At 56.4% G+C, this 17,850-nt stretch carries 14 protein-coding genes; 2 read left to right on the forward strand and 12 right to left on the reverse strand.

Going from position 1 to position 17,850, the window contains the following annotated elements; translation table 11 throughout:
* Nucleotides 1-144: 144 nt before the first annotated feature.
* On the reverse strand, nt 145-834 hold the full coding sequence (locus tag ACK2JC_RS07020) for a response regulator transcription factor (protein WP_007708800.1): 690 nt from the start codon (nt 832-834) through the stop codon (nt 145-147).
* Nucleotides 831-2,327, reverse strand: a complete 1,497-nt coding sequence (locus ACK2JC_RS07025) for a sensor histidine kinase (RefSeq protein WP_107434520.1) — start codon at nt 2,325-2,327, stop codon at nt 831-833. Before ACK2JC_RS07025 ends, ACK2JC_RS07020 begins: the two co-directional genes overlap by 4 nt.
* Nucleotides 2,328-2,741: 414 nt before the next feature.
* Here ACK2JC_RS07025 and ACK2JC_RS07030 point away from each other — a divergent pair, with 414 nt between their 5' ends.
* Nucleotides 2,742-3,467 carry a phosphatase PAP2 family protein gene (locus tag ACK2JC_RS07030; RefSeq protein WP_276853056.1) on the forward strand — a complete coding sequence of 242 codons (726 nt, stop codon included), beginning with the start codon at nt 2,742-2,744 and terminating at the stop codon, nt 3,465-3,467.
* Nucleotides 3,457-4,344, forward strand: coding sequence for a phosphatidylserine decarboxylase (locus tag ACK2JC_RS07035; RefSeq protein ID WP_320937589.1), 888 nt, complete (start codon nt 3,457-3,459; stop codon nt 4,342-4,344). The genes ACK2JC_RS07030 and ACK2JC_RS07035 overlap by 11 nt, the downstream gene beginning before the upstream one ends.
* A gap of 256 nt (nt 4,345-4,600) precedes the next feature.
* On the opposite strand, the gene ACK2JC_RS07040 is transcribed toward ACK2JC_RS07035, so the two are convergent.
* The 10 genes from ACK2JC_RS07040 to ACK2JC_RS07085 all read right to left on the reverse strand — a co-directional run bounded on the left by ACK2JC_RS07040 (nt 4,601) and on the right by ACK2JC_RS07085 (nt 17,830).
* Nucleotides 4,601-5,989 carry a glycine--tRNA ligase gene (locus ACK2JC_RS07040; protein WP_092365069.1) on the reverse strand — a complete coding sequence of 463 codons (1,389 nt, stop codon included), beginning with the start codon at nt 5,987-5,989 and terminating at the stop codon, nt 4,601-4,603.
* A 112-nt stretch (nt 5,990-6,101) separates the two neighbouring features.
* On the reverse strand, nt 6,102-6,779 hold the full coding sequence (locus ACK2JC_RS07045; protein WP_107434523.1) for a hypothetical protein: 678 nt from the start codon (nt 6,777-6,779) through the stop codon (nt 6,102-6,104).
* Between the two features lie 106 nt (nt 6,780-6,885).
* Nucleotides 6,886-7,539: a DNA repair protein RecO gene (recO, locus tag ACK2JC_RS07050; RefSeq protein ID WP_092365074.1), complete on the reverse strand. Its 654-nt coding sequence runs from the start codon at nt 7,537-7,539 to the stop codon at nt 6,886-6,888.
* 130 nt (nt 7,540-7,669) lie between these two features.
* Entirely contained in the window at nt 7,670-8,581 is a 912-nt protein-coding gene (gene era, locus ACK2JC_RS07055; RefSeq protein WP_276853062.1) for a GTPase Era, read from the reverse strand.
* A 100-nt stretch (nt 8,582-8,681) separates the two neighbouring features.
* The gene (locus ACK2JC_RS07060; protein ID WP_320937591.1) at nt 8,682-11,636 is read right to left on the reverse strand and encodes an insulinase family protein; all 2,955 of its coding nucleotides are present in this window, start codon (nt 11,634-11,636) and stop codon (nt 8,682-8,684) included.
* A 118-nt stretch (nt 11,637-11,754) separates the two neighbouring features.
* Nucleotides 11,755-12,582 (reverse strand): YdcF family protein, encoded by an 828-nt coding sequence (locus ACK2JC_RS07065; protein ID WP_092365083.1) that lies wholly within the window; start codon nt 12,580-12,582, stop codon nt 11,755-11,757.
* Between the two features lie 341 nt (nt 12,583-12,923).
* Entirely contained in the window at nt 12,924-14,168 is a 1,245-nt protein-coding gene (locus tag ACK2JC_RS07070; protein WP_107434524.1) for a peptidase U32 family protein, read from the reverse strand.
* A gap of 70 nt (nt 14,169-14,238) precedes the next feature.
* Nucleotides 14,239-14,886: an O-methyltransferase gene (locus ACK2JC_RS07075; protein WP_320938228.1), complete on the reverse strand. Its 648-nt coding sequence runs from the start codon at nt 14,884-14,886 to the stop codon at nt 14,239-14,241.
* Nucleotides 14,883-15,623: an endolytic transglycosylase MltG gene (locus ACK2JC_RS07080; RefSeq protein WP_107434525.1), complete on the reverse strand. Its 741-nt coding sequence runs from the start codon at nt 15,621-15,623 to the stop codon at nt 14,883-14,885. The genes ACK2JC_RS07075 and ACK2JC_RS07080 overlap by 4 nt, the downstream gene beginning before the upstream one ends.
* A 92-nt stretch (nt 15,624-15,715) precedes the next feature.
* Nucleotides 15,716-17,830 (reverse strand): ribonuclease J, encoded by a 2,115-nt coding sequence (locus tag ACK2JC_RS07085; RefSeq protein WP_320938227.1) that lies wholly within the window; start codon nt 17,828-17,830, stop codon nt 15,716-15,718.
* Between the last annotated feature and the right edge of the window lie 20 nt (nt 17,831-17,850).

Consider the following 17,850-nt stretch of genomic DNA (forward strand, 5'->3'; position numbering starts at 1 on the left):
TACACCAACAGCCGGGCTTTTCGAAGCCCGGCTGTAACTTTTTGCGCGGAAAAGGAGCTGCGCACTAATTTCTTAGTGCGACAGCCCCTTCGCTTTGTGACCACATGGTCTTAACTACTTTCTTAGCTATCCTTATTGTCAATATCACACCTTAAACCGATACCCCACGCCCCAGATTGTCTCAATATACTGCGGCTTCGCCGTGTTAAACTCGATCTTCTCACGGATCTTTTTAATATGCACGGTCACCGTGGCGATGTCGCCGATGGATTCCATATCCCAGATTTTGGAAAATAGTTCTTCCTTTGTAAATACATGGTTGGGGTTCTGGGCCAGGAAGGATAAGAGGTCGAATTCCTTGGTGGTAAACGTCTTTTCCTCACCGTTTACCCACACACGGCGGGCCGTCTTGTCGATCTTCAACCCGCGGATCTCCACGATCTCATTGGACGGCTGCCCGCTGCCGATCAGCCGCTCGTACCGTGCCATGTGAGCCTTCACCCTGGCCACCATCTCGCTGGGGCTGAAAGGCTTGGTGATGTAGTCGTCCGCGCCCAGGCCCAGGCCGCGAATCTTGTCAATGTCCTCCTTCTTGGCGGACACCATGATAATAGGGGTATTTTTGACTTCCCGTATCTTTTTACAGATTTCAAAACCGTCGGTGCCGGGGAGCATGAGGTCCAGAATAAACAAATCAAATTCCTCATTCAGCGCCCGCTCCAGGCCTGAACTGCCGTTATTCTCAATCTCCACCTCAAAGCCGGAAAGTTCCAGATAATCCTTTTCCAGCTCTGCGATGCTCTCCTCGTCCTCCACGATCAGTATTTTGCTCATCCTGCTATGACCTCCTGATATTTTCTTAGCACAAAATGGATCTCTGTGCCGATGCCTTCCTTGCTGGTCGCCCAGATCCGGCCTCCATGGTCCTCAATAATCTTGCGCACGATAGACAGGCCAATGCCGCTGCCGCCCTGTGAAGAATTGCGCGAGGAGTCCGTGCGGTAGAACCGGTCAAATATATTGGGCAGGTCCTTGGCCGCAATTCCTTTTCCATTGTCCTCGATCTCCACCTGAATGAAGTCGCCCACATCCTTTATCCGAATATTGATAATACCCTTTTTCTTGTCAAGATATTTGATGGAATTGCTGATAATATTGTTGATTACCCGCTTCATCTGCTCCGCGTCGGCAATCACCACCACATCCTCGTCCACATAGTTGAAATATCCCAGCTCAATGCCCCGGGCCTCCATATCCAGGCCCACCTCCTCGATGCAGTCCTTGAAATACTGGGCCACGTTGATCTTTGTGAAGGTATAAGGAATCTTGTTGGTATCAATCTTCGAATAAAACGTCAGCTCGTCGATCAGACGATCCATGTCATTAGCTTTATTGTATATGGTGCGGATGTATTTGTCCAGCTTTTCCGGCGAAGATGCCACTCCGTCATGGATCCCTTCCACGTAGCCTTTGATGGCTGTGATGGGGGTTTTTAAGTCGTGGGAAATATTGCTGATCAGTTCCTTGCTCTCCTTGTCATACTGGACCTTCTCCTCGGCGTTCTCCCTCAGACGCATGCGCATCTCCTCAAAATCGTTGCACAGTTCGCCGATCTCGTCGTCCGCATCCACATCCAGCGTGAAATCCAGATTCCCCGCCTTGATCTGCTTGGTCGCCTCCTGCAGCTTATTGAGGGGACTTAAAATGGACCTGTAGACCCAGACGGTCAGGGTAATCCCCGCCACCACCAGAATCACGATTCCAAGGAAGAGCATCTCCCGGATCATGGACTTCACCTCCGGTACCAGATCGCCCACGTTTGACACAATAAAAACGCTTCCCGGCGTACCGTCGGGGAACGTGAAATCCATCTGTTTGATCAGGTGTTGGTTTTCTCCGTCCAAATAGATGCCGCCCTCTAAATCTCCCTTCATAGCGTCGAAATCGGGCAGCTTGTCATACAAAGCGGGATCCATCTGCATGTCATTGCTCCCGCAGAAGGAAATCTCCCCGCCTTTAAGAACAATCAAATACGCATAATGGCCTTTCAGCTCCTCGTTCAAATTGTTTAAATACGTGTCGTCCTCGTAGAGTCCGGGATCGTCCTTCAGCGTCTGCCGGATCTCCTCCTGGTAACGCTTGGTCAGGCGGTTAAAGATCTGAAGGGAGTTGCCGGAGAACAGGTCCACCTGCTCCGTCAGCCCATATTCTTTGCGAAAGGACTGGGTCTGATAGCTGCTCAGCCCTACTACCGCTACATAAAACAGCAGGATCGGCACGATGGTGATGGTCAAAAATGCAACCGCCAGACGGGTCTTCAATTTCATAGGTCCTGCCTCCTTTTTTGTATTATCTCAGCCCGCCGGACAAAATTTGCAGCCCGGGACAGACTTTCACCCGTACTTGTAAGTATACCACATTTGTATATGGGCGTTTATAAAACTATTCTAAATTTTATAAAGAAACCGCCTTTCTTCCTTGTTTCTTCCTACATATTTGCTATAATAAGGAAACGTAACACTTATCATCAGCCTGACGGCTGGTGATCATGTATAATAAGGAAACGTAACACCCATCAGCAACCCGGCGGCTGGTGACCTTCTATAATAAATAATACGGAAACACACCCCTAATCACAAACCGCCCGCTTAACAGCATAATATAATGACATAATATAATTGAGGAAACGTACCATTTATCATAAAGCTATGATATAATGTATTTATTTTGGAGGTGGCTATATGCCGGATTGGATAGAACAAAAACGAAAGAGGCTGCTGCCGGGTTATGCGGTACTTCCGCTGATCTTTGCCGTGGCGGTCAATTTCACAGTGTACGGTGGAGCGCAGCTTCTGGCTCTCGATCTGCCGCGGTACGACATCGCCAGCCCCCTGGATAACCGGCTTCCCTTTATCCCTCAGTTTCTGGTTGTATACCTTGGCTGCTATCTGTTCTGGATTGTCAACTACATCCTCATCGCCCGCCAGGACAAAACGAGATGTTACCAGTTCTTCACTGCGGACTTTCTCTCCCGGATCGTATGCCTGATCTTTTTCCTGGCGTTTCCGACTACCAACATCCGGCCGGACGTCTCCGGTCCCGGCTTCTGGAATCATGCCATGCGGATTTTATACACCCTGGACCTGCCGCTAAACCTGTTTCCGTCAGTTCACTGCCTGGTCAGCTGGTTCTGCTACATCGGAATCCGCCGGAATACGACCATTCCCCTGTGGTACCGCCGCTGTTCCTGCGTCATGGCCATCCTGGTATTCATCTCCACCCTTGCGGTCAAACAGCACGTGGTGATCGATATTGTGGGAGCGGTGGTTCTGGCGGAAGTTTGTCTGCGGCTGGGAAGGATACCTGTTCTGTACCGGACCTATGGGCGTATTTTCGACGGCATGTACCACCTTTTCACTCCGCGCACCCATCATCAACATCAAAGGAGCCAATGCCATGAAACATAACGCTACCACAAATGCCGGCCCCCGTGACGGCTTCCAGGACAAACTGCTGCAGCTCATCTACAATCACGCTCTGGGCCGCGCCCTGATCCTCCCGTTCACCCATCCGGTGATATCCAAAATCGGTGGTTATTTTATGGATTCCTCTCTATCCCGAATCCTGATACCATCCTTTATCCGTACCGCCCACATTGACTTATCCCAGTGCGAACCGCCTGCGGGCGGGCGATACCGCTCCTTTAACGACCTGTTCACCCGCCGGCTGCTGCCCCAGGCCCGCCCCTTTGATCCGGATCCCCTGACGTTAGCCAGCCCCTGTGACGCCCGGCTCACCGCTTACCCCATCAGCCCCCGGCGGGTATTCCATATCAAGCAGACCGCCTACCGGCTGGAGGATTTGCTGCGCGACCCCAATCTGGCCCGCCGGTTCGCCGGGGGCACAGCTCTGGTGTTCAGGCTCTGCGTGGACGATTATCACCGATACGCCTGGCCGGACGGCGGCCTGCGGGCTCATTACCGGAAGATCCCTGGCCGCCTGCACACCGTCAATCCCGTGGCAAACGACCATTTCCCCATCTACAAGGAAAACTGCCGTGAGTACACGGTGGTCCGCTCCCAAAAGTTCGGCACCTACCTGATGATGGAAGTGGGCGCCCTGATGGTCGGGAAAATTGTCAATCATCACACCGGTTACACGCGCCTGGACGTGATCCGCGGCCAGGAAAAGGGCTATTTCGCCTTCGGCGGCTCCACCATCGTGCTGCTGTTCATGCCGGGAGCCGTTGAATTGGACGAGCCCCTTCTCCAGGCTTCCGCCCGCGGCGAGGAAACCCGGGTGCGCATGGGCCAGCGGATCGGAAGGGCGGCGCACAGGCAATAATAGCGCTCCAACAGGCATGGGAGGGAACCGGGCCTGCCCAACTGTGTTCCGAAGAGCGTCTACCTGCCACTGCCGCGGACAAGTTCCGCCATTACAAGCATTTCTTATGATCCGGCTGCATTTATGGGCCGGATTTTTTGTGCAGTCAGCCTCCGCGGCCCGAAACCATGTCAAAACGCCACTCCTCCGTCAACGCCTCATTGCATCAAAAAAAGAAACGGCACAGCGTTCGCCATACCGTCTCCCATTTCACATATTAAAACATAAACTTATCCGCAAAATACGCTCTAAGCTCCGCAATCGGCACACGCACCTGGTCCATGGTATCGCGGTCGCGGACAGTTACCGCGTGATCTTCCTCGGAATCAAAGTCATAGGTGATACAGAACGGAGTGCCGATCTCGTCCTGTCTTCTGTAGCGCTTGCCGATGTTTCCGCGGTCGTCAAACTCGCAGTTGTAATACTTGGACAGCTCGGCGAACACCTTCTCCGCGCCCTCGTTCAGCTTCTTGGACAGGGGCAGGATGCCGATCTTCACAGGCGCGATGGCCGGATGGAAGCGCAGCACGGTGCGGACGTCGCCCTCGGCCAGCTCCTCCTCGTCGTATGCGGCGCACAGGAAGGCCAGGGTCACGCGGTCCGCGCCCAGGGAGGGCTCGATCACGTAGGGGATGTATTTCTCCTTGCTCTCGTCGTCAAAATAGGTCATATCCTGGCCGGACACGTTCTGGTGCTGGGTCAGGTCGTAGTCGGTGCGGTCTGCGATGCCCCAGAGCTCGCCCCAGCCGAAGGGGAACAGGAACTCCAGGTCCGTGGTAGCTTTGCTGTAGAAGCACAGCTCCTCGGGAGAATGGTCTCTGGCGCGCATCTCGTCCTCCTTGATGCCAAGGGTGCGCAGCCAGTCGATACAGAACTGCTTCCAGTAGGCAAACCACTCCAGATCCGTGCCGGGCTTGCAGAAGAACTCCAGCTCCATCTGCTCAAACTCTCTGGTGCGGAAGGTGAAGTTGCCGGGCGTGATCTCATTGCGGAAGGATTTACCGATCTGGCCGATGCCGAAGGGCACCTTCTTGCGGGAGGTTCTCTGCACGTTCTTGAAGTTTACGAAAATACCCTGAGCGGTCTCGGGGCGCAGGTAAACGGTGTTCTTGGCGTCCTCGGTCACGCCCTGGAACGTCTTGAACATCAGGTTAAACTGACGGATATCGGTAAAATCATGAGCGCCGCAGCTGGGACAGCAAATGTGATTGTCCTCGATGTACTGTTTCATCTGCTCCTGGGACCAGCCGTCGATGGAGCCCTCCATCTCGATGCCGTGCTCGGCGTTGTAGTCCTCGATCAGCTTGTCAGCGCGGAAACGCTCCTTACACTGCTTGCAGTCCATCAGCGGATCGGAGAATCCGCCCAGATGGCCGCTGGCGACCCAGGTCTGGGAGTTCATCAGAATGGCGCAGTCCACGCCCACGTTGTAGGGGCTCTCCATCACGAACTTCTGCCACCACGCCTTTTTCACGTTGTTCTTCAGCTCCACGCCCAGGTTGCCGTAATCCCAGGTGTTGGCAAGGCCGCCGTAAATCTCGGAACCCGGGTATACAAAACCTCTGTTTTTGGCAAGGGCCACAATCTTTTCCATCGTCTTTTCCATTGCTTCGTCCTCTCTCTTTCCTCGCGCCCGTCGGATCAACTCCGCCGGCGGAACCGATTCTTCCCGCCCTGGGGAAAGTTCCGCACGCCCCGGCGCTCTCTATCCATTCATATTATTTAAAAATAATGAAACTGCTGCCTTCCTCCGGCGTCTGCACCGTGTACTCGTCCACCAGCGTACAACCCTCGGACCTGTAAAGGACCTTTCCCTCGGTCTGGATCAGGGCCGGTCCCTGGGATGAAACCACCCGCAGCTTGCTCTGGCTGGTGATCTTGCCGGACTCAACGGAGTTTCCCTTGGCGTCCAGGAACGTGCTTCCCACCAGATCGCCTGCGGCCAGCCGGTTCTCCACGCTGTCTGTTGCAAGGGCTGCCAGCTTGACCTCCCCGTCCCGGATCTCACCGGCCAGGGCCAGAAGCATCTCCGGAGAGCTGTATTCCACGATGGATTTTACGGTCTTGGCTCCGTCCGCTCCCTCCACCTTGCAGGAAACGATGGCCGCGGGAAGTTTTTCTGCGCCTTCTTTATTATATGCGGCGCTCTCTTTTCCCTGGGCTGCGTTGAATTCAGACAGCCTGCCTTCCATAAAGCTCTTCAGCTCTTCCTCGGAATAGTAGTTCTGATCGCTATGTTCTACGGAAGCGCTGAGCACGCTGCCGTCCTTCTTGACGAAAATACTGCTCTGGTCCGGATCAAATACCGCGCCCTTGTCGCTTCTGGCGCAGCCCGACGCGGCAAACACGGCCATGACTACCGCTGCCAGCAACAGATACCTGCTTATCTTTTTCATACTCGGTTCCTTCCTTTTGGCACATATGGGAATATTATAGCGTCTGACTCTGAATATTTCAAGCCTTATCCGGTAAAACTTCGGTCCTTTTGGTCCTGGAGCGTATCTAGTCCGAAGTCAGAACCTCCAGAATCTCCAGGGAACGGCATTCATGGCGCAGAAAACGCCTTCTCCCGCTCTCCACCACGCGCTCAAATTCCCTCAGCACCTCGTCCGTCAGTGCGAAACGGTACAGCCCCTCCACCGGCGACAGCACCACGTACTCCCAGGCATAAGCGCAGGAATCGGAGACCGGACTTAAGGGCTGCTCCGTGTACTCCCCGTTGATCACCATCATTTTCAGCTCGAAAATGCGGCGCACCAGCCGGTTGGGGATCGCAGGCTTTAACAGCGCCCGCAGGGACTGGTACAGAAGCTTCAGCTGTTCCGTGGCGTCCATGTTTTCCTGGGAGTAAAAATCCGCCAGCTCCAGAAAGTAGGAACCGTAGCAGGCGCCCTCCATGTCCGAGGACAGCTCATCAAAATAGTTGGCCACCTGGGCGGACTGGAGATTGTAGGCGGTGCGGCCCTCATAGAGCGTAAATTTACCGAACACAAAGGTCCGGGTGCAGGCCATCAGGGGATTCCCCGGTCTCCTGGCCCCGTGGGCAAAGGCAGTGATCTTTCCCCTGCCCGTTGTCAGCAGCACCAGACGCCGGTCAAATTCTCCCGAGGGCGCGGACAGCAGCACCATGCCGTTCAATGTAACCGCTTCACGCATCGCTTCCACCCCCTTTCCATGTTCCGGCCTTCCCAGCCATTATATGTTGTATTTTTGCATTATTTGTTGTAAAAACAACAAAATTGACGTTTTTAGACGCATTTTCCGTCAAATCATTTTCCAATTTTTTCTAAATTTCTTTTCCGTTGTAACCGTAGTTCTTCATGTACAGCTCACTGTCCCGCCACTCCTTGCGGACCTTCACCCACAGCTGCAGGTTCACCTGAGTCTCCATCATGTTCTCGATCTCTTTCCGGGCCTCGATTCCGATGCGCTTGAGCATGCTGCCGCCCTTGCCAATGATGATGCCCTTGTGGGATTCCCGCTCGCAGACGATGCTGGCTTCAATGTCCATCATACCGTTTTTGCGCTCCTTCATCTGATCGATCACCACCGCGATTCCGTGGGGAATCTCGTCGTCCAGCAGGCGCAGGGCCTTCTCCCGGATCAGCTCAGCCGCGATCTGGCGCATGGGCTGGTCCGTCACCGTGTCCTCGTCGTAAAACTGTGGCCCGTAAGGCAGGTATTTAAAGATCAGCTCAGTTAACAGGTCCGTGTTCCGGTCTTTTAAGGCGGAAAGGGGCACGATCTCCGCAAACTGGCAGACGTCCTTGTAGGCGTCGATAAAGGTCAGGATTTCCTCCTGTTTTTTCACGGTGTCGATCTTGTTGATCACCAGGATCACCGGGGTTTTCACCTTGTTTAACTGCTCCGCGATGTGTCGCTCCCCGGCTCCGATAAAGGTGCTGGGCTCCACCAGCCACAGGATCACGTCCACCTCGGTCAGCGTGCGCTCGGCCACGGTGACCATGTACTCGCCCAACTTATTCTTCGCCTTGTGGATTCCCGGCGTGTCCAGGAAAATGATCTGTCCGCGCTCGTCCGTATAGACGGTCTGAATCCGGTTGCGCGTGGTCTGCGGCTTGTCCGAGGTGATGGCGATCTTCTGCCCGATCAGATGGTTCATCAGGGTGGATTTGCCCACGTTGGGACGGCCGATCAGGGTCACAAAGCCGGATTTCTTCTGTGCATTCTCTTCCATAGTGCTCTCCTTTTTTACGGGCGGCCCGCCAGCAGTGGCGGCCGCCCGTTCTATCTCAACTCTAAGGTTGTGGGGCCCTTCGTTCGGAGGCCCATTACAATCAATGATACAGATTTTGGATGTTTTTGAACAGCGCTTCGTCCTCCCGTATCTTCTGCCCGTTTCCGACCACGCAGAGGGCTCCGGTGTCCAGGACGGCCTGGATGATTCCGGCGAGGCCGCGGATGTCCTCCTGGGTCACGTCCAGAACCTCTTCCCGCTCCTTCTGGATCATCTCATCCGTCACATGGGAGAGATAGGCGGAAACGCTGCGGCTTCCGCGGACAGCGGGTGACATGGGCGCGTCGATATCGCTGATGGTTCCGATCACATATTTGGTCATATCCCGCTCCTCGATGGAGAAATTGCGCAGATATTCGGGAATCCCTTCGTAAACCGCGTTGGTATTGGCCAGGTTGGGGTCGCGGTAGGAGACGAAATATCCCTCCATGGAAGCGCCCACGCTGCTCATGCAGCCGTAAGCACCGCCCTTCACCCGCAGGTTGGACCAGAGATATTCATAGTTCATGATCACCTTCAGGACCTTTAAGGCTCCGGTATAGGCGTAGCCGGAACCGGCAAAGCTGCCGCACCGGGCCACATAGTTGACCTGGGAGGCGGTCATAAAGCCCTCGTTGCGGTTGCCCGGCTCAAAGGCGAAGGGATAGCGCGCCTGATCCCCCGCGGGCAGGCTGGCCTTAAAGTCCCCCAGCTCCCGCCGCAGCACGGCGTAGCCTTCCTGGTCCGCCGTGTAGCCCACCAGTAGATTGTCCGCGGTAAACAGACGGCCGATAGTCTCCTTCAGCTTGGCGATCAATTCTTTGCGGTACCCGGGTTCGCTGCCGTAGCGTTTCGCAACATCCTCCAGAAAATGATAATATCCAATTCCGCCAACCATCTCATTAAACGCGGAGGTGGGTGAAAAATAGGAGCTGGCCCGGGAGACGGCCGCCGCGTGAGCGCTGTCGTCCAGCCTCATTCTGGACCTGGACCTGACCTCGTCCAGAATCTCGCCCAGCCGTTTTTCATTGTCCAGCTTAGAGCGGGTCAGAATCTCCGTCACGGTATGAAACACAAAATCCAGCTTTTCATAAAGCACCTTGGCGTTCACCACAAAAGCGCCTGTAAATTGCCCCCTGTTCTCCAAATCTACAAAGGAGGTCACGGAAAAATCCAGTCCGCCGCTGTTTAAAAAGATTTCGCTGGACAGATCCCCGTAGGTGTGCTGCTCCGTGTCAACATAACCCAGCAACGCCTTCAAAAGACCCACATAGGGCAGATCCTCCACCGGCACCCGGTCCGTGTTGAAAAGGATCTTCAGATATCCGATACCGGAGGTGAACAGATCGGTGTGGAGCACCGTCACTCCGGCTTCCTCCTTCACCGTGTACTGGAGCTGCGCCCCCTGCCGGCTGATATCCTCGCGGCCCAGCATGGGAATCTTTTCCAAATCCTCCTGGGAGGACGGCTCCTCCTGGTACTCCCGCAGTTCCCTGGTTCCCCGCACCACGGCCTCGATGGCCTCAGGCGTCATGGAAGCCTTCCGCTCCGCCAGCATGTTGGCCAGCTGTTCGTCCTCCCGCTCCGTCTTGCCCGGCTCCGGCGTCACCAGAATCACGGCCTCGTGGGGATTGTCCAGCAGATACTGCCGGATCAGGCCCTCAAAATAGCCCTGGTCCACCGCCTGCTTCAGGAAGTCAAAGGTCTCCTGGTACTCCAGATGCATGAGCGGATCCCCGTCGTACAGCCAGCTGTCCATAGACCACAGGCCGTACATCAGCCCCTTGGGCGCGGAACCGTAGTCCGCCTCCCGGTAACGGAACTCGTAGTAATTGAGACCGGCCAACAGGCTCTTCCGGTCGATGCCCTGGTCCGCCAGACGCCGCAGCGTACCCTTGACCGCGATCAGAAACTCCGCCTTCTGCTCCTTGTCGGCGTTCTTGGCAATCACGGAAAAATAGGGCTGTAAAATGCCGCTCTCGTAACCGCCCATAATATCCTCGCCCAGCCCCGCGTCGATCAGCGCCTGCTTGAGAGGCGCGGCCGGGGCTGAGATCAAAGCGTATTCCAGAATCTGGAAAGCCACATAGAGCTTGGGATCCAGGTCCGTGCCCACCACCGTGTTGACGGACAGGTAGGTCTTTTTCTCCGTTCCCTCCTCCGGCGTGACGGAGTAGGTGATCTCCCGCTGCACCGGTTCCGTGAAGGGCTTTTGCAGCGGAATGGAGGAGTCCACCGGGCAGTCCTTCCGGTCGTAGCGGCTCAGGTACTGCTCGTCCAGCCACCGCAGATTTTCCTCCATGTCCATGTCGCCGTAGAGGTAGATATAACTGTTGGCCGGATGGTAATACGTCTGGTGGAACCGGATAAACTGCTCATAGGTCAGTTCCGGTATAAAGGCGGGATCGCCGCCGGACTCGTTGGCATAGCTGTTGTCCGGGAACAGAACCGCGCGGGTATAGCGGTCCAGCACGCTCTCCGGCGAGGAGAAGGCGCCCTTCATCTCATTGTAAACCACACCGTTGATGGTCAGGTCGTCCTCCGGGGACTCCATCTCATAGTGCCAGCCCTCCTGCAGAAAGATCTTGGGCTCCCGGTAAATCCGCGGGTGCAGCACGCCGTCCATATACACGTCCATCAGGTTCCGGAAATCCTTGTCATTGCAGCTGGCTACCGGATAAACGGTCTTGTCCGGGTAGGTCATTGCGTTTAAAAAGGTGTTTAAAGAACCCTTCACCAGCTCCACAAAGGGATCCTTTACCGGGAATTTCTCCGATCCCTCAAGCACGCTGTGCTCCAGGATGTGAGGAAGCCCGCTGCTGTCCTCCGGCGGGGTGCGGAATCCAATGCAAAACACCTTATTGTCGTCGTCGTTGGACATCAGGAAAATCCTAGCGCCGCTTTTTACGTGCTCCAGAATCACTCCCTGGGAATTCATTTCCTCGATGTATGTTTCCTTTAATACCCGATACTGGGTAATATCCTTTAATTTTTCCAGATTGCTGCGATCCGACATATCCACAATTCTCTCCATTCTCTTATACTCTGTCCACAATGCGCGTATTCTGTATCCACCGGGCTGCGCAGTCCCGCATCCTTATTAATCCAAACTTTTCGAAAAAATATACGCCGGTTTACATATTTCCCACAAGCCGGTCCTTAAAGATGGATGCGCACTCCCGGACGCACAGGTGCACGAACAGCACCGGGTCCGATTTGGCCGCGATGCCGGAGACATTCTCAATGCCCCATTTCCTGGCGGTCAGGCGGGCGCGGAACACGTGGAAATTGCTGGTGAGCACTCCGACCTCCAGTGGCTTATCCGGAGCCAAAAGCTCCACGCCCGGTCCCACCGGCTGATAAAGGGCCTCCCGTTTCCGTTTTCTGGCCAAACGGTCCTGCTCGATGACAAGACGGCTGAAGGCCACGTTTTCCACCGTGCTGGCGGAGTGTTTTTCCATCAGCATCTGGTCCGGCCGGACGCCGTTGTAGCGCAGATAATCGTACATGAGCTCCGCCTCGCTTTTCTCCTCCCCCTGCATGGGTCCGCCCGAGAGCACCAATATGGTATCCGGGTTCTCCTCCACGTACTCGATGGCCTTGTCCAGGCGGAGCTTAAGGGAGCCGTTCACCGTGTGCTCCTTGCCCTGGGCTCCCAGCACGATCACATAGTCCAGTCCCACCGGGTCGGAACCCGCCACACCGGAAAACACCATGATGCAGACCGCCGCAAACACCGTCAGACCGGCCACACAGGTGGTCACCACCGAAACCGGCACCCAGCGCGGAATCCGGTCCGTGTTTCGCCGGTAATACCACTTTCCGTATACCAGAAACAGGCACAGGGCCGCAAAAAACAGCCATATGAAGGCAAACGAGGTTCCGATCCCCGCGTAGAGCACGATCACGGCAAAATATGCGGCGCAGAGCGCCGCTAATCCAATTAAGACGGCATCGATCATAGGGTCAATCCTCCTGTACCTGTTACTTTACACTATTCGGGCGGACTTGGCAATACTTTCCATGGCGGAAACGCCGCCTGAGTTACTGTTCACTCCGTGCCCAGTAACGCGCTACGCGATGCACAGAAACGGCCAAAAACGCCGTTTCGCGCTGCAGCCCTCGGGTTTTCTGTGACTTCCGCTGCGCTCCACTCACAAAAAACACCTCGCGGGATATTACCGGTGAACAGCAACCCGCCTGAAAACAGTCCTGAAACAGACAGGGCAGCGCCGGTTTCCACCGGGCGCTGCCGCTGCCACAACAAATCGGTTCCGACTATGAGAATCCTGCCGGGCCGCGCTTATTCCCCCGCCTGCTCTTCCCGCCTGCGCAGGATATCGTAGGGCTCTACGCCCGCCTCCGCCTCAAAGCTAACCCAGAGAACCTGCTTGGAGTGGGGAGCGCTCTCCTGAGGCTCTCCGTCCTCGGTGCGGATCTCCCGGACCACAGCCTCAAGGTTGCGCCCATCCGGCTTCATGATCTCGATGGTCTCGCCCACGGAGAACTTGTTTTTCTGGGTCAGGCGGCCCCGTCCCGCGCCGTCCGTCTCCTCCACCGTGCCCAGGTAGGTGTAATTTTTGATATACGTGCTATTGTCGTAAATCTGGGACTCCGCTCCCGGCTTGCCGAAATAAAAACCCGTGGTGTAGGAGCGGAAGGTGCATTTTCCGATCTCCTCGCGGTACCACTCCATGTTTCTGCGATAGAGCTCCCGGTCGCGCAGACAGTCGTCGATGGCCTTGCGGTAGGTGCGGGTAACCGTCGCCACGTAGAGCGCGGTTTTCATCCGTCCCTCGATCTTGAAGCTGTCGATTCCCGCTTCCAGCATCTCCGGGATGTGTTCGATCATGCATAAATCCCCGGAGTTGAAGATGAAGGTGCCCCGTTCATTTTCGTAAATTGGCATATACTCGCCCGGCCGCGTCTCCTCCACCACCGCGTATTTCCAGCGGCAGGGGTGGGTGCAGGCCCCCTGGTTGGCGTCCCGGCCCGTGAAATAGTTGCTGAGCAGGCAGCGCCCTGAGTAGGAAATGCACATGGCGCCGTGGATAAAGCTCTCGATCTCCATGTCCTCCGGAATGTGGTCCCGGATCTCCCGGATCTCCTTCAGGGACAACTCTCTGGCGGAAACCACACGCCTGGCTCCCAGTCCATACCAGAACTGGTATGTACCGTAATTGGTGTTGTTGGCCTGAGTGCTGATGTGAAGTTCCATCTGCGGCAATATCCGCTTCGCAATGGCAAATACTCCGGGATCGGATATGATCAGCGCGTCGGGGCCGATGTCCCGCAGCTCCTCAAAGTATTGCTCCACCCCGGGCAGATCGTCGTTGTGTGCCAGGATGTTGGCGGTGACATAGACCTTCACGCCCCGCTCGTGGGCGAACTCGATTCCCTCCTTCATCTCCTGGTTCGAAAAATTGTGCGCCTTGGCCCGAAGGCCGAAGGCCTCTCCTCCGATATAGACAGCGTCCGCGCCGTAGACCACAGCGGTCTTTAACACGTCCAGACTGCCCGCCGGAATCAGCAGTTCCGTCTTTCTCATCCTGAAATCTCCATTCCGCCGCGTCGCCTGCGGCTTTTCATAACTCCACCGGCAGATTCGCGTCCCGCGTTCATCGCCTGCGCACGCTCAGCGCCACCCCGTCCCCCACGGGAAGGATGGACGTCTCCAGCGCGCTGTTGTGCTTTAATTCGTAGAGGTACTCCCGCATCCGGGCGTGGATGGTCCGGTTGCGGCGCTCCACCGCAAAGCGGGACTGGACGATATCTCCGTCCTGGAGCACGTTGTCGGAAACCAGAAGCGCCCCCGGGGGCATAAGCTCCATCAGTTTGGGAAGCCAGGCCAGGTACTGGCCCTTGGCCGCATCCATAAACAAAAAGTCAAAATAACTTCCCTTTAACCGTTCCAGAATCTCATCCGCGTCCCCCTCAAGCAGGGTGATGCGCTCCTCCTCCCCGGCCAGGCGGAAATTCTCTCTGGCAACAGGGATCCGCTTTTCATATTTCTCAATGGTGGTGATCCGGCAGTCCGCCGGCATCACCCGGGCCATCAGCAGGGCCGAGTACCCCACCGCCGTGCCGATCTCCAGGATCGCCCGCGGGGCTTTGGCGGCCACCAGGGTTTTGAGCAGCGCCGCGGTTTCCCTGCGGATGATGGGAACCCGAGCGGCCAGGGCTTCCTGTTCGATGCGGTCGCACAGTTGGCCCTGGCCGGTTTCCAGTGATAGTATATAGTCTGTGATTCTGCTGTCTGCGATCATTGGCCCGCTCCTTCAACATCCTGAATCCAACCGCCGACCTCGCCTTCCTCGTCGTCAAAGGTGTCTTCCCCGGCTCCGGTCCCGGAATTCTCCGCGCCCTGAGCCGCCTGGCCGTCCGCCGCGGGCTGGCCGTCCTGCCCTGCGGCTGCGGCAGCCGGCACATCTGCGCCGGATCCATTTTCCGCAGCGCCACCGGCCGTCCCGGACCCGCCTGAGCCTGACGCTCCAGACCCGCCCGCGTCTGCCGTCCTGGCAGCGGGCGCTGCCTGTCCATCCGCTTCTGCACTCGCCGGAGCCGCCTGATCCTGAGTGGTTTTCAAACGGGCTCCCGCCTTCTGAGCGGCTTCCGTCTCCTCGGTCTCAGGCTTTACGTTGAGCGCCTGAAGGATTTCCTTGGAGGTCATGGAGGTATTTAAATTGTACACGCCCGGATAAACCGTGTCATAGTCGTAAAACTTGCTCTGGAAAATGAACGCAAACTCGCTGGCGATCAGTCCGTCGTCCGCCAGAAGCTGCGCGGCCTCGCTCACGGAGGTGTCGGGTTCAATGGTCACGGTCATGTCGTGCCCCGGCGCCTCCTCCACGGCCTCCGCGTAAAAAATCTGGTGCCCAAAGGCGTATCCTTTGATGACAGCCTCGTAGAGAAGCAGGATGATCAGAGCATAGACGATAAGCTTCATCGATATGCGGATGATTGCGGTCGTTATTCGGTTAATCTCTCTGGTCGCGTTGCTCATGTCCTGTTTCCTCCTGTTGTGATTTCGTTACATCCTGCCTCCGGCAAAGGAATTTGCGCCCGCCGAAGCGGACGCGCGGTCCTGATCGATCCTTACACTTCCATAATAATGGGTAAAATCATGGGGCTGCGCTTCATGCGCTTCCACAGGAAATCGCTGAGGCTGTCTTTGATCACGTTCTTAATCTTCCCCCAATCGCTGACATGGCGGTTCAGGCAGTCGTCCACCGCATCCACCACCACGGCGTGGGCCTCCTCCAGCAGGTCCTCGGATTCCCGCACGTACACGAAACCGCGGGATACGATGTCCGGACCGGCAAGAAGCTGGTTGCTGCGCTTCTCCAGGGTCAGCACTACCACAATGATTCCGTTCTGTGCCAGGTTCTGGCGGTCGCGCAGCACAATGTTGCCCACGTCGCCCACGCCCAGGCCGTCCACAAAGATACCGCCAGAGGTCACATGGTCGATCACCTCGCAGGTGTCCTCGGAGAGGGCCAGCACGTCGCCGGAATTGATGATCACAGCGTTGTCCTTCTCCACGCCCATGAACTGGGCCAGCTCCTTCTGAGCCATGCGGTGGCGATGCTCGCCGTGGATCGGAATCGCGTACTTGGGATGTACCAGGGAGTAGATCAGCTTCAAATCCTCCTGGCAGGCATGTCCGGATACGTGAGTGTCCTGATTGATCACCGTAGCGCCCTTCATGGACAGCTCGTTGACCACATTGGCCACGGCCTTTTCATTTCCGGGGATCGGGGTGGAGCTAAGCACCACCACATCGGATGGCGTGATGGTGACCTTCTTGTGAAGCGATGCCGCCATGCGGGACAGAGCCGCCATGGACTCGCCCTGGCTTCCGGTGGAAATGATCACCGTGGACTCCGGCGGGTAATTTCTCAGCTGTTCGATGTCGATCAGCGTTCCCTCCGGCACATTGATGTAGTCCAGCTCCCTGGCAATCTCCATCACCGTGACCATACTGCGGCCCTCCACGACCACCTTGCGGCCGTATTTATGCGCCGTGTTCACGATCTGCTGAACGCGGTCCACGTTGGAGGCGAAGGTCGCCACAATGATCCGGTTATTCTTGTGTTCCGCGAAAATGGCATCAAAGGTCTTGCCCACCGTACGCTCGGACATGGTAAATCCGGGACGGATGGCATTGGTACTGTCCGCCATCAGCGCCAGCACGCCCTTCTTACCCAGCTCCGCAAAGCGCTGCAGGTCGATGGGATCTCCGAACACCGGGGTGTAATCGATCTTGAAATCGCCCGTGTGGAGCACCGTGCCCACCGGGGTGTAGATGGCTAATGCCGCCGCATCCTGGATGCTGTGGTTGGTCTTGATGTACTCCACCCGGAAACATCCCAGGTTCACGGACTGTCCGTGCTTTACCACCTTGCGCTTGGTGTTGCGCATCATGCCCCGCTCTTTCAGCTTGTGCTCGATCAGGGCCATGGTCAGCTTGGTGCCGTAAACCGGCACGTTGATCTGCTCCAATATATAGGGAAGGGCGCCGATATGATCCTCATGACCATGAGTGATCACAAAGCCCTTAACTTTGTCGATGTTATTTTTCAGATAGGTGACGTCCGGGATCACCAGATCGATTCCCAGCATGTCGTCGCCCGGGAACGCCAGTCCGCAGTCCACCACAATGATCGTGTCCTCGTACTCAAAGGCGGTGATGTTCATTCCGATCTGCTCCAGACCGCCGAGGGGGATGATTTTTAACTTACCCTTGCCGTCGCCTTTGGGAGCGGATTTCACCCTGGCGGGACGGTTCTGATTCTGGTTCTGAGGCTTCGCGGCCGGTCTCGTCTCGCGGCCCGGTTCGCGCTTGGAAGCGTTCTCCCGCTTGCCCGCGTCCTTCTTGGCTGCGTCCTTCTTGGCCGGTTCTTTTTTCGCAGCGTCCTTCTTGGCCGGCTCTTTTCTGGCCGCCTGGGTTTTCTTACCCTCAGCCTGTCCGTCCCCTGCCTGGGCCTTCTTGCCCTCGGCCTGTCCGTCCCCTGCCTGAGCCGTCTTGGCCTGTCCGTCACGGCTCTTGCCGGAACGCGAGGACGACGGTTTGCGCCTGCGCCTGGTGGAAGTTCCCTCTGCGGGACGCGCTTCCGCTCCCTGCTCGGCCGCCTGATTCGCCGGCTGCGTGTTCTCTTTCGCCTCTGTTGTGTTCTGATTCTCTAATTCCAAATTGATTCCTCCATTCATTGATATCCGTGTTGGCATAT

It is taken from the genome of Enterocloster lavalensis, from assembly GCF_046603895.1.
In the GTDB taxonomy this organism is placed as follows: Bacteria; Bacillota; Clostridia; order Lachnospirales; family Lachnospiraceae; genus Enterocloster; species Enterocloster lavalensis.

What these genes read in the sequence shown, in the direction of transcription:
- ACK2JC_RS07020 (WP_007708800.1), bottom strand. Translation starts at nt 834, where the DNA reads ATGAGCAAAATACTGATCGTGGAGGACGAGGAGAGCATCGCAGAGCTG.
- ACK2JC_RS07025 (WP_107434520.1), bottom strand. Translation starts at nt 2,327, where the DNA reads ATGAAATTGAAGACCCGTCTGGCGGTTGCATTTTTGACCATCACCATC.
- ACK2JC_RS07030 (WP_276853056.1), top strand. Translation starts at nt 2,742, where the DNA reads ATGCCGGATTGGATAGAACAAAAACGAAAGAGGCTGCTGCCGGGTTAT.
- ACK2JC_RS07035 (WP_320937589.1), top strand. Translation starts at nt 3,457, where the DNA reads ATGAAACATAACGCTACCACAAATGCCGGCCCCCGTGACGGCTTCCAG.
- ACK2JC_RS07040 (WP_092365069.1), bottom strand. Translation starts at nt 5,989, where the DNA reads ATGGAAAAGACGATGGAAAAGATTGTGGCCCTTGCCAAAAACAGAGGT.
- ACK2JC_RS07045 (WP_107434523.1), bottom strand. Translation starts at nt 6,779, where the DNA reads ATGAAAAAGATAAGCAGGTATCTGTTGCTGGCAGCGGTAGTCATGGCC.
- recO (WP_092365074.1), bottom strand. Translation starts at nt 7,539, where the DNA reads ATGCGTGAAGCGGTTACATTGAACGGCATGGTGCTGCTGTCCGCGCCC.
- era (WP_276853062.1), bottom strand. Translation starts at nt 8,581, where the DNA reads ATGGAAGAGAATGCACAGAAGAAATCCGGCTTTGTGACCCTGATCGGC.
- ACK2JC_RS07060 (WP_320937591.1), bottom strand. Translation starts at nt 11,636, where the DNA reads ATGTCGGATCGCAGCAATCTGGAAAAATTAAAGGATATTACCCAGTAT.
- ACK2JC_RS07065 (WP_092365083.1), bottom strand. Translation starts at nt 12,582, where the DNA reads ATGATCGATGCCGTCTTAATTGGATTAGCGGCGCTCTGCGCCGCATAT.
- ACK2JC_RS07070 (WP_107434524.1), bottom strand. Translation starts at nt 14,168, where the DNA reads ATGAGAAAGACGGAACTGCTGATTCCGGCGGGCAGTCTGGACGTGTTA.
- ACK2JC_RS07075 (WP_320938228.1), bottom strand. Translation starts at nt 14,886, where the DNA reads ATGATCGCAGACAGCAGAATCACAGACTATATACTATCACTGGAAACC.
- ACK2JC_RS07080 (WP_107434525.1), bottom strand. Translation starts at nt 15,623, where the DNA reads ATGAGCAACGCGACCAGAGAGATTAACCGAATAACGACCGCAATCATC.
- ACK2JC_RS07085 (WP_320938227.1), bottom strand. Translation starts at nt 17,830, where the DNA reads ATGAATGGAGGAATCAATTTGGAATTAGAGAATCAGAACACAACAGAG.